Genomic DNA, 10,592 nt, shown 5'->3' on the forward strand with positions numbered 1-10,592 from the left:
TGCCGGTTCGGTGCCACCTGCGACGCCCGCCCGGAAGTTGTCCGGGCGGGATCCGGATGCCTGGCTCACGTCCGGCGGGTGGCGTCGGTCTGCTCACGCAGGATGTCGCTGTGCCCGGCGTGGCGGGCGAATTCCTGGATCATGAGCAGATAGATCCATCGCAGGCTGACGGTGCCGAAGCCAGGGCGTTGCCGGGTGGCGTCGAGGTCGATGTCCGCGGCGATCGCTCGTGCGCGGTTGCCGGCGCGCTCGAATTCGGCGATGACGTCGGCGACGGTTTCATTGTCACTGACCACGAAACTGGCTTCGCCCGCCATGGCACCGTCGCATTCGGCTTCCGGCAAACCTCCCAGGATGTGCTGGAACCACATCCTTTCTGCGAACGCAGCGTGTTTGACCAGTCCGATCGACGTCGTCATGGACGGGACGAGGCGGCGGCGTGCCTCAGTTTCAGACAGGCCGTGCACTGTGTCGATCAGCTCGGCCCGGACGTGGTCGAGCATGTATTCGAGCATCTGGCGCCCGGGGCCGCCGGTGATACGAGTCGGATCGTTCATGGTGTGGGTGTCCTTCATGGGAAGAGGGGAGAGAGAGATACCGCCGGATTCCGCGAGCCGACCAGGACGGCGGCAAAAAGTTCCGCTGGCTTACGGACAAATGCGGCCGAGCCGATCGGCTCGGTGTCGCACACGAATCGGATGCGGGCCAGGATGCCCGGCCCGAGGGAAGTGCCGTCGATGACAAGCACCTGGGCCACCGAGACGACGAGACCGGCACTGCCTCGGACTATTGCGTCCGGGGTGCCGCAGAGGTCCCGTTGAACTCAACTCTACCGCGCGAGAGGAGGCGAGTCCGTTCCGGTAGCGCGCTCTCGGCCTCTGCCGGGGGTGGTGAAGCGCGACTGGCTGTGGCGATGTTCCGAAGGGCGGGGCGGGTCCAATCGGTCCCGGCGCGTCGCGTTGCTACGGCCTGCTGAAGGCCCCCACACCGGACCGCGCCGGGTCGAAGCCTGCCTCTCCGGCCTGGGTACCGACCGGCTGGAGGGCACCCTGGCCTGGTTGGTCCTCGATCACGACGCGCTCTTCGACGTTCTGGGGGAGCTGTCCATGGCGGTGCGCCGCCTCGATGCGGTGGCGGCCCTGACACCACTGGAGGCCGAGCGGATCGTGCTGGACGCGGCCCGCAGTTGCGACGGCTCGCCCACTTGATCTCCGGCGGGCATCGGAAGGCGACGGCGATCTCACGCTGCCGCAGGTGTCCTCTCGGCAGCGGAACGGCGTTTCCAGTACGCGACGGTCAGCACGCCCAGCAGCGGCCCCCACAGAGTCAGCGGCGCGTAGCAGAAATAGAACCAGGCCCCCTCCCAGCCGCCTGCTTGGCCAGGGTAGTCGGCCGACAGGTCGCCACCTCGGATCGTGGTACCCCTGGTCTCGGCTGCGATGAACAACAGGGTGAACAGGAGGGTGAGGCTCGCGGTCCCGACGGTGGCCGGGAGGACGGCTGCCCTCCTCGGAACCCGGCGGCCGCGAAGGAACGGGATCCAGCGCGGGAACACTTCACCCCAGCGAGCGATCAGGCCGATCGCAGCGAACGCGAAGAGTTCGGATACCACGGACAGGAAGACGAGGTACGTCCGCTCGCCGAGTCCGCGACCGTCGCCGAACGCGGCAGGGAGGCGCCAGATACTGGAAGGAAGGACGGCCAAGGGCACGGCGTAGGCCACGAGTTGAATCCGTCGTGACACTCCGGCAACGGGCTCGTGAGCTGCCCGCCATGCGACGCGAAATCGTCCGGAGCGGACGGTAGTGGGTTCTGTGGCGGACAGGAGCTGCTGCATTGGCGATCCTCGGCTTCGGTGAACTGCTGTTCGGCCCGTTCAGTGACGAAGATTGCAGTCATGGTGGCTCAGGGCATCGCTCTGAGGATCGACTCGGTTCCGTCTGGCGGCCGACGAAGTGGTGCGACCGGCGGATGACGCATGCACCAGGGAATGGTGGCAGGTGCTGCGCTGGTACCGGGAGCGGAGCGGGGGCTTCCCGCGGCAGTAGGCCGGCCGGCTGAAGGTGTCCGAATGAGGCTGCTGCGTGCCTTGCAGCGCAACACCATCGAGCGCTGCACCAACAACCTCAAGCAGCGGCGCGGCCTGGCCACCCGACACGACAAGACCGTCACTGCCTGCCTTGCAGGACTCCACGTCGCCGCCATCTTCCTCTGTTCAGCAAGGCCATCCTCAAGAAACGGCCGAGCGCGTAACGACCAGCAAGGGAGACAGGCTTCCTCACTGGTCGTTGGATCTACGGTGATCAGTGGTGGTCGATGAACCAGCGGGTGCATTCGAACTTCCCACCCGTGGGTTTTACGCATGCCCGTACTGCGTGACTGCGGTTGCTCTCTCCTGTCTGAAGCCGTACCGAGCCGGTATGCGCGTAGTTGGCGATGCCATCCGCCCAGTTCGCCATGTAGCGGCAGGTCTTGACAAGTCCGCCCACAGCCCGCACGTAATCGTCTGAAGGATGGGATGCCGGCGCTTGGAGTGCATGTTGAAGTCGGCCATGCTCCGCTGCACATACACCTTGTCGTACCTGGCCACGTTTCCTGTGATCAAAGCGTAAGCGTGGCGGTCGAATGCCTTTTCGGTTTCGAGGGTCGGATTACGCCCCTTGTAGGAGCGTGAGTCGCTCTCGCCGTAGGGTCCTCCGGGTACGTGGGAGAGATCGCAGCCATCGACGTTTCCGGATGCTTCACCGTCGTCGTCCCGCGCCATCGAGAAGGTGGTCTCCGCAGCCGCTGGTGAAGCGGTTCCGAGAACTCCCGGAGGAACTCGTCGTGCTCAGGGTGACCCGGTCCACCGGGGCGCCGTCTGCGCCCATTGGGCGTCCCAAGCGGCGAAGTTGCGGCGTCGCAGGATGAGGAGGGTGGCTCCGTAGGCGGTGACACCGGTGGCGGCGACGGCCAGGAAGGCGAGGGCCGACCAGCCCATCGAGCGGCTGCGGACCTCCTGGGAGGTCATGGGCGGCTCGGTGATCGTTCCTTCCTCGCCGACCCACACGCGGACGGTGCTGTCCGCGGGAAGCCCGGGCGGTACGTCCGTCGTCCCCGTACGGGTCCTTCCGGTCGGGTCGGTGTAGCGGACTTCGGCCGGGTAGCGGGTTGCCCGCGCCTCGTCGGAACCGGGTTCCAGGTGCTGTGGCGCGTCGTGCAGAAGAACCGCAGTGGTGTGGTGACGGGACTTGGCCTGGTGCTCGGAGGTCGCCCGGTAGTGCCGGTAGGCGGCTTCGCCGATGACGACCATGGCTGCTGCGCCCACCAGCGGTACGGCGAGGAGCAGTCCGAGAGCGATCCAGGACTGCAACTGGTCGGTGCGCCTGCGCAGGGGGTTGCGTCGCCAGCGCCACCAGGGCACTGGGCGCACGTGCTGCTGTTGGGGGTCGGGAACAGGTGGCGGCTGTGCGGGCGGTATCTCGCCTGACATGGCGTCCTCCTTCATGCGATGACGCGGCTGGGGCTGCGAGCGATCCCGGGTCCGGACGTGGGCCGGGTCGATGCGCCGGGACCGGATCGGCGCCGCCAGGTCCCCAGGGCGGTGCGCCTCCGGCACGGTTGCGCCTCCGGGGCGGAGCCCCGGACGGCCTACGACACGTGCGGCGCCGTCGCGACGGGTCTCCACGGGAGACCGGGTCGGCACCGGCCGCCGTAGCGGCGGGAGCGATCAGGGGGAGGGGAGGCCGGGGCCGGAGGTGGGCGGAGAAAGCCCCGTGGGCGGGGGATGGGCCTCCACGCTTCGCAGCAGTGCGGCGGCACCGCGGATCGCCGCGGTGTGTGGTGCCGGGACGGCTCGCAGGGGTGCTTGCAGGCTGCCGATGAGCTGGCGGGTGAGGCCGGGGAGCAGGGCACCTCCGCCTGCCAGGAGGGCACCCTGGCTCAGGGCGTCGGCGGTGAGCGATGTGCCGTCCTGCCGGAGCATGGAGGCGATCATCGTGGAGACGGCCTCGGTGATCTGCGAAGGATCGCCGGCGTCGGGGAGGTCGATGGTGCCCAGGGCGGTGCGGCGGGCGTCGAAGACCGCACCTTCGGCGAGGAGTACGACTTCGGTGAGGTGAGCGCCGACATCCACCACGAGCAGTGGCCGGGTACGGTCGGTCCCCACCGCCCGCGGCCAGGGCGACGGCGCGGGCGGTGGGGGTCAGGACCGCCCGCGGCCGGAGCACCTCGACGGCCTTGCGGACCCGCTCCCGGTAGGCGGGGCCGTCCAGTACGGGAGTGGTGATCACCACCAATGGGCGGACGAGGCGGGGCAGGCGGTGACCGAGCAGCCGGTCCAGCATCCTGGCGGTCCCCGGCACGTCGACGATGGCGCCGCGCTGGACGGGGTGGACAGCAGCGGTACCGGGGAAGGTGACGGTGGGCACGTCAAGGATCATTCCGCGCCCGCTGACCCAGGCGCGGGTGCGGGCGCTTCCCACCTCCAGGGCGAGGCCGCCTCGCTGCCGGCCCAGCGGCCAGGGGCGATACTGCCGGTGCCCGGAAGTGGTGGTGTACCGGGAGCGGCGGACGATGGTCACTGTCCGGCCCTCCGCACCTGCTGGCACCGTGCGCAGTAGCGGGCCTGCGGCACGACCATCAGGCGCTCGCGGTCGACGGGACGCCGACACAGCTGGCAGGTGCCGTAGCGGCCCTCGGAGATGCGACGCAGCGCCGCTTCCACGTCGGAGAGGATCATCCGCGCGGAGACGGCCGCTGCCACGCGCGCTCCACGTTGCGATTCGGGTCGGTGCTGACGCCGGTCCGGGGCGCTGGGCACCGCGTCGAGCTGTTGCAGCTGGGTCCGGCGGAACAGTCGCTGTTCGTGCAGGTCCGCCAGGAGCGCGGTCAGGTCCTGGGGCGACAGCTGCGTGGCACGCTCACCGATGGTCTGATGGTTCACCACTTCACCTCTTGGGCAAGGCGGGGGTCGAAGGTTGCAGGACAGCCGGTTACGCGGTGGTGCGCCCCTGGCAGGTGACGCAGTAGCGCGTGTACGGGAGGATCTCCAGACGCTCTGCGGGAACGGGCTTGCGACAGCCCAGACAGGTGCCGTAGGAGCCGTCGGCGATACGCGTGAATGCCTCGTCGATCTCTTTCAGCACCCGCTGGATCGCCTCGGTCTGCACCGACCTGAGGTTCACGTCCGTGCTCTGACCGCTCTCGTGGAGGGCCTGCAGTTGGGCCATGCGGCTGTTTCGGGCATGCTCAAGGCGCTGGCGAGCCTCATGAGCGGTCAGCCGCCCGGGGCGGGGGTCGGCCGGGGAGGCATCGAGCGGCACGAAGGAGTCCTTTCTCACAGCGTGTGCGGCAGCCGCCCGGATCCGCCAGTCCGCGGCCCACCTGGCCCGAGCACTGGCCGAAGCGGCCGACTGATCACCTTCGATGTCGACTCTGCTCGATCTCCCGTCGGAAGCCCATCGGGCACAGGACCCATTTGCTGGGGACCGCAGTAACCACATGGCGGGCGTGGGCGGAGGATGGGTACCTCGTAACCTCGCACATGGGGAACGGACCCCATCGACCGCGCGTGGAGCAGAGGGCAGGATCGGTCGTTGTCGAAGGCTGCGGCGGCTCCCGCTCCGGGTGTGCGACGTCCGGCAGCACAGGTGATGACGGCCGGACCGCAGAAGGGAGCACCCCCGGTGTCGCTGTTCTGGCGGATCTTCGGGCTCAACGCCCTGGTGCTGGGCACGGCCACGGCGCTGCTGTTGTGGGCGCCGGTGACCGTCTCCGTGCCTGTGTTGCTGACCGAGGCGCTCATCCTGGTGGGTGGCCTCGCCGTCATGCTGGTCGCGAACGGTGCCCTGCTGCGCTGGGGTTTGGCCCCGTTGGATCGGCTGACCAAGCTGATGACCACCGTCGACCTGCTGCGCCCCGGACAACGGCTGCCGGTGCCCGGCGCCAGGGGCGGAGGAGAGGTGGCCGAGCTGATTCGCACGTTCAACGCCATGCTCGACCGGCTGGAGCAGGAACGAGCCACATCCAGTGCGCAGGTGCTTCTCGCCCAGGAGGCGGAGCGGCGCCGCATCGCGCAGGAGCTGCATGACGAGGTCGGGCAGAGCATGACCGCGACCCTGCTGGTACTCAAGCGTGCGGCGGACGACGCCCCGCAGCCGCTGCTCGAGGAGCTGCAGCAGGCCCAGGAGATCACCAGGGAAAGCCTGGACGAAGTCCGCCGACTGGTGCGGCGTCTGCGGCCCGGGGTCCTGGACGATCTCGGCCTGGCCAGCGCGCTGGTCTCACTCACACAGGACTTCGCCACTCACACCGGGCTGCGCGTCGTGCGCCGCCTCGACACCGACCTGCCCGTTCTAGGTCGGGAGATCGAGCTCGTGCTGTACCGGGTGGCTCAAGAGAGCCTGACGAACGCGGCTCGGCACGCGGAAGCCGGGCGGGTCGAAGTGAGCCTGCGCCACACCGGCGAGACGGTGCTGCTGGAAATCGCCGACGACGGCCGCGGCATCGAAGCAGCCCGTGAAGGAGCCGGGATCCGTGGCATGCGCGAGCGGGCTCTGCTCGCCGGTGCCACCCTGGACATCACCTCGACACCCGGCACGGGTACCCGCATCCGCCTCGCCACGCCTGCCCCTGGGGAACAGCATGAACATGCCTGAGCCGACCACGGCCTCGTCGCCGGCCCGCATCCTGCTCGCCGACGATCACGCTCTCGTACGCCGCGGTGTGCGCCTGATCCTCGACCGGGAGCCGGACCTGGAGGTGGTCGCCGAGGCCGGGGACGGAGCGGAGGCCATCGAAGCGGCCCGGAGCCAGGAGATCGACCTCGCCGTCCTGGACATCGCCATGCCGCGGCTGACCGGCCTGCAGGCCACTCGTGAGTTGTCAGCGCTCAAGCCCGGCCTGCGCATCCTGATGCTGACCATGCACGACAACGAGCAGTACCTGTTCCAGGCGCTGAAAGCAGGTGCCTGCGGCTATGTGCTGAAGTCCGTCGCGGACCGCGATCTGGTCGCCGCGTGCCGGGCCGCGATGCGTGACGAGCCGTTCCTCTACCCCGGCGCGGTCACCGCACTGATCCGCAGCTACCTGGACCGGGTCCGGGACGGCGAGGAGAACCCCGATCACTTCCTCACCCCCCGCGAGGAGGAGGTCCTCAAACTGGTCGCTGAGGGACACTCCTCCAAGGAGATCGCCGAGATCCTGGTCATCAGCGTCAAGACCGTGCACCGCCACCGGGCCAACCTGCTGCAGAAGCTCGGCCTGCGCGACAGGCTGGAACTGACCCGGTACGCCATTCGCGCCGGCCTCGTCGAACCCTGACGCCGCCCCATCTCTTCGATGGGCGTCGTCTTTGATGGGCCTCGTCGTTTGCCGCTGGGACGCGTCATGCGCTGTCCCTTCTTCTGCCCGTCACGCCAGGTGCGATCCGGCACGGGCGGGTGGTCACCTTCCCGGGGCTGTCGCTGGGTCTTCGTGAGATTGCACTGAAGAGGTGAGTATCCGCGCCACTGCCGCCCGAACGGGTACTCGTGTTCATTCCGAGTCCTACCCCGGCGCGGACCGAGCGCCCTCGAGTGGCGAAGGAAACCGAGAGCAGTGACAGACGTAGCGAGCCAGGGCCCCGAACCCGGCGATCAGCGCCCCGTACTCACCAACCGGCAGGGCCACAAGGTCTACGACAACCAGAACCAGCGGACGGTCGGCGCGCGCGGACCGGCCACGCTGGAGAACTACCAGTTCCTCGAGAAGATCAGCCACTTCGACAGGGAGCGCATTCCCGAGCGTGTCGTGCACGCCCGCGGCGTCACCGCCTACGGATACTTCGAGAGCTACGGACGGTGGGGCGACGAGCCCATCTCCCGCTACTCCCGGGCGAAGCTGTTCCAGGAGCGGGGCAAACGCACCGACGTGGCCGTACGCTTCTCCACCGTGATCGGCGGCCGCGACTCGTCGGAGGCGGCCCGTGACCCCCGCGGCTTCGCGGTGAAGTTCTACACCGAGGAAGGCAACTGGGACCTGGTCGGCAACAACCTCGCGGTGTTCTTCATCCGGGACGCGATCAAGTTCCCCGACGTCATCCACGCCCTCAAGCCCGACCCGGTCTCGCACGAGCAGAAGCCGGCCCGGATCTTCGACTTCATGTCGCAGACGCCGGAGTCGATGCACATGCTCGTCAACCTTTTCAGTCCGCGCGGTATCCCCGCCGACTACCGGCACATGCAGGGCTTCGGCGTCAACACCTACAAATGGGTGAACGACCAGGGCAGGACCGTCCTGGTCAAATACCACTGGATGCCCCGGCAGGGCGTCCGCAGCATGACCGAGGAGGACGCGGCCGCGATCCAGGCCGAGGAGGTCGGTCACGCGACGAAGGACCTGTACGAGGCGATCCGGCGCGGCGACCACCCCGAGTGGGAACTACTCGTCCAGATGATGGACGACCACGACCATCCCGAACTGGACTTCGATCCGCTGGACGACACGAAGACCTGGCCGGAGCAGGACTTCCCGCCCAAGCCGGTCGGCCGGCTGGTCCTGAACCGCACGGTCGAGAACTACTTCGCCGAGAACGAGCAGATCGCCTTCGGTACCGGGGTGCTCGTCGACGGTCTCGACTTCTCCGACGACAAGATGCTCGTGGGCCGGACCTTCTCCTACAGCGACACCCAGCGCTACCGCGTCGGCCCGAACTACCTCCAGCTGCCGGTCAACTGCGCCAAGAACGCCACCGTGCACACCAATCAGCGCGACGGCCTCATGACGTACGAGCAGGACCCCCACGCGGGCGACCCGGAGATCAATTACGAGCCGTCGATCACGGGCGGGCTGCACGAGGCCCAGTACCCGACCTCCGACGACGAGGGGCCGGAGATCCGGGGCCGGGTCACCCGCAAACGCATCCCACGCACCAACGACTACCTGCAGGCGGGCCAGCGGTACCGCCTCATGGAGGACTGGGAGCGCGACGACCTCGTGAAGAACTTCGTCACCCTGATCTCCGAGGCCGACCGCACGGTCCAAGAGCGCATGGTGTGGCACTTCCTCCTGGTCGAGAACGAGCTGGGCCTGCGGGTCGGGGAAGGGCTGGGCGTCAGCCCGCAGGACGTCGCCCACCTCGAACCGCTGGCCGGCCAGAGTCTGACCGAGGAGGACCGCGAGCGGTTGGCGAACCTCGGCAGCAATCCCCCGAGGGACGTCACCGGTCTCACCATGACTCACTGCGTCCCCGACGAGCGGCACACCGTCACCCGCTGACCGGCTCCGCCGCAGGCGCTGCGGTCGGCGCTGCGGTCGGCGTGCCGCCGTCCGCTGTCGGCCAGACGGCGCAAGAAAGGCGCAAGAGAGGAGGAGCGATCACAGATGGCAGCACCGAAGCGGTACGCGGTCGCGGCGTCCGGGCAGTGGGCGGACGAGGAGGACGGCCGCCGCCTGCCCGCGGGGGAGGTGCATGCCTGGGAACAGGGTCTGAACCAGACCGTATGCGGTCTCTCGCTCAGCCGCTCCGAGCTGCGGCGGTTCCCCCACATCGGGTGGCCCGACATCTTCCCCGAGTCCGGGGGAGCGGCGGACCGCGTACAGCGGGTGTGTCCCCGCTGCGCCTCCGCCGCAGGCCGCCGCGGCACCGACGCACGGCCCCGCTGGCACCGCACCAACCCCCGGCCGTGACCCGGGTTCGGGCTCCGCGCGCCCGTACGCACGTAGGCGGGCGCTCCGCACGCCGCAGGTGGGCTGTGCCCTGGCGTTGCCGTGGTACCCGGCGTGCGGGCTCCGCGAGGTGCGCGCGAGGAGCGATGGGGGAGTCCGGCGGCAGACCCGTCCCCGTTGGCTGCCGGGACAGTATGGAACGACAGCAAGGAACGTCGTCTTCTCGGCGGAGGTGTGGGATGACTCGAACGGTCGGTGACGTGATGACAGCTCCGCCCGTGGAGGTCAGTACGCTCGCGTATGTGCGGGACGTGGCAGGCCGTATGCGGGACGGAGCGATTATGCCCTTCGGCCCCTCCGCCTCTCCCTCTCTGCCCTATCTGCGGTGCAACGTGTACCGGTCGAGGGAATCCGGGTCGCCGATCCAGTAGTAGAGGGTGGGCTGTTCCTCGGTGCCGCCGAACTGCCAGCCGATGCCCTCCATGCAGCCGCTGCCATTGAGACCGAGCTGCGGGGTTCCGGACGGCGATGCGTCCCGCGCCCACGAGCCGGAGCCACTGCACTGCTCGGGTGCGTGCCCGCCGTCCGCCGCTTCTGCGGTGTGGACGTCCAGACCGTTGGCCACCGCGGTGCCGTCAGCCCGGAGGGTGAGGGTGCCGCCCTGGCCGTCGGTCCACGTACCGACGAGCTTCGCGGCGGTGAGCCGCGGCGGCTCGTATCCCTGGATCAGGCCGGTGCCGTAGGCCGCCAGGCCACCGACGAGAACCACCGCCGACAGCGTCAGTCCGCAGACGGACACCACCCCGGCCAGCCCGAACCGGGCGCCGGTGCCGCGCAGGACGGTCACGGCCCGCGTGCACAGGACGGCGGGAACCAGGCCGAGGAAAGCCGCGACAAGAACCAGTGGAAGTACAGCCCAACCGCCGCCGAGAAGCGCCGTCGGCACTCCGGTGCACACGGCGACC

The 10,592-nt window shown here is 68.9% G+C and carries 11 protein-coding genes and 2 pseudogenes; 6 read left to right on the forward strand and 7 right to left on the reverse strand.

Annotated features, from left to right (window positions below; translation table 11 throughout):
- Positions 1 to 65: 65 nt before the first annotated feature.
- On the reverse strand, positions 66 to 575 hold the full coding sequence (locus tag KBY19_RS29900; protein ID WP_247691566.1) for a DinB family protein: 510 nt from the start codon (positions 573 to 575) through the stop codon (positions 66 to 68).
- A 483-nt stretch (positions 576 to 1,058) separates the two neighbouring features.
- On the opposite strand from KBY19_RS29900, the gene KBY19_RS29905 reads away from it, so the two are divergent.
- Positions 1,059 to 1,208, forward strand: coding sequence for a hypothetical protein (locus KBY19_RS29905; RefSeq protein WP_180289863.1), 150 nt, complete (start codon positions 1,059 to 1,061; stop codon positions 1,206 to 1,208).
- 32 nt (positions 1,209 to 1,240) lie between these two features.
- Here KBY19_RS29905 and KBY19_RS29910 read toward each other — a convergent pair whose 3' ends face one another.
- Positions 1,241 to 1,837 carry a hypothetical protein gene (locus KBY19_RS29910; protein WP_099886101.1) on the reverse strand — a complete coding sequence of 199 codons (597 nt, stop codon included), beginning with the start codon at positions 1,835 to 1,837 and terminating at the stop codon, positions 1,241 to 1,243.
- A 234-nt stretch (positions 1,838 to 2,071) separates the two neighbouring features.
- Between KBY19_RS29910 and KBY19_RS29915 the strand changes: the two genes are divergently transcribed.
- The gene (locus tag KBY19_RS29915) at positions 2,072 to 2,320 is read left to right on the forward strand and encodes a hypothetical protein (protein ID WP_143674958.1); all 249 of its coding nucleotides are present in this window, start codon (positions 2,072 to 2,074) and stop codon (positions 2,318 to 2,320) included.
- 510 nt (positions 2,321 to 2,830) lie between these two features.
- On the opposite strand, the gene KBY19_RS29920 is transcribed toward KBY19_RS29915, so the two are convergent.
- From KBY19_RS29920 to KBY19_RS29935, 4 genes and pseudogenes are all read right to left on the reverse strand, one after another.
- Positions 2,831 to 3,472, reverse strand: a complete 642-nt coding sequence (locus KBY19_RS29920) for a hypothetical protein (protein ID WP_210967091.1) — start codon at positions 3,470 to 3,472, stop codon at positions 2,831 to 2,833.
- A gap of 237 nt (positions 3,473 to 3,709) precedes the next feature.
- Positions 3,710 to 4,562 (reverse strand): annotated as a pseudogene (locus KBY19_RS29925) (rod shape-determining protein).
- Positions 4,559 to 4,927 (reverse strand): TraR/DksA C4-type zinc finger protein, encoded by a 369-nt coding sequence (locus KBY19_RS29930; protein WP_099886103.1) that lies wholly within the window; start codon positions 4,925 to 4,927, stop codon positions 4,559 to 4,561. Before KBY19_RS29930 ends, KBY19_RS29925 begins: the two are co-directional and overlap by 4 nt.
- A 46-nt stretch (positions 4,928 to 4,973) precedes the next feature.
- Positions 4,974 to 5,303, reverse strand: coding sequence for a TraR/DksA C4-type zinc finger protein (locus KBY19_RS29935; RefSeq protein WP_185019206.1), 330 nt, complete (start codon positions 5,301 to 5,303; stop codon positions 4,974 to 4,976).
- A gap of 363 nt (positions 5,304 to 5,666) precedes the next feature.
- Between KBY19_RS29935 and KBY19_RS29940 the strand changes: the two genes are divergently transcribed.
- The 4 genes from KBY19_RS29940 to KBY19_RS29955 all read left to right on the forward strand — a co-directional run bounded on the left by KBY19_RS29940 (position 5,667) and on the right by KBY19_RS29955 (position 9,648).
- Positions 5,667 to 6,638, forward strand: coding sequence for a HAMP domain-containing sensor histidine kinase (locus tag KBY19_RS29940; RefSeq protein WP_210956829.1), 972 nt, complete (start codon positions 5,667 to 5,669; stop codon positions 6,636 to 6,638).
- The gene (locus KBY19_RS29945) at positions 6,631 to 7,302 is read left to right on the forward strand and encodes a response regulator transcription factor (protein ID WP_099886105.1); all 672 of its coding nucleotides are present in this window, start codon (positions 6,631 to 6,633) and stop codon (positions 7,300 to 7,302) included. The genes KBY19_RS29940 and KBY19_RS29945 overlap by 8 nt, the downstream gene beginning before the upstream one ends.
- Before the next feature lie 276 nt (positions 7,303 to 7,578).
- On the forward strand, positions 7,579 to 9,237 hold the full coding sequence (locus tag KBY19_RS29950) for a catalase (protein WP_210967092.1): 1,659 nt from the start codon (positions 7,579 to 7,581) through the stop codon (positions 9,235 to 9,237).
- A gap of 105 nt (positions 9,238 to 9,342) precedes the next feature.
- Complete coding sequence (locus KBY19_RS29955) at positions 9,343 to 9,648, forward strand: hypothetical protein (RefSeq protein ID WP_185019209.1); 306 nt, start codon at positions 9,343 to 9,345, stop codon at positions 9,646 to 9,648.
- Positions 9,649 to 10,003: 355 nt separating this feature from the next.
- On the opposite strand, the pseudogene KBY19_RS29960 reads toward KBY19_RS29955, so the two are convergent.
- Positions 10,004 to 10,592: pseudogene (locus tag KBY19_RS29960) on the reverse strand (hypothetical protein); the annotation flags it as partial.

It is taken from the genome of Streptomyces sp. B15 (assembly GCF_018070605.1).
In the GTDB taxonomy this organism is placed as follows: domain Bacteria; phylum Actinomycetota; class Actinomycetes; order Streptomycetales; family Streptomycetaceae; genus Streptomyces; species Streptomyces smyrnaeus.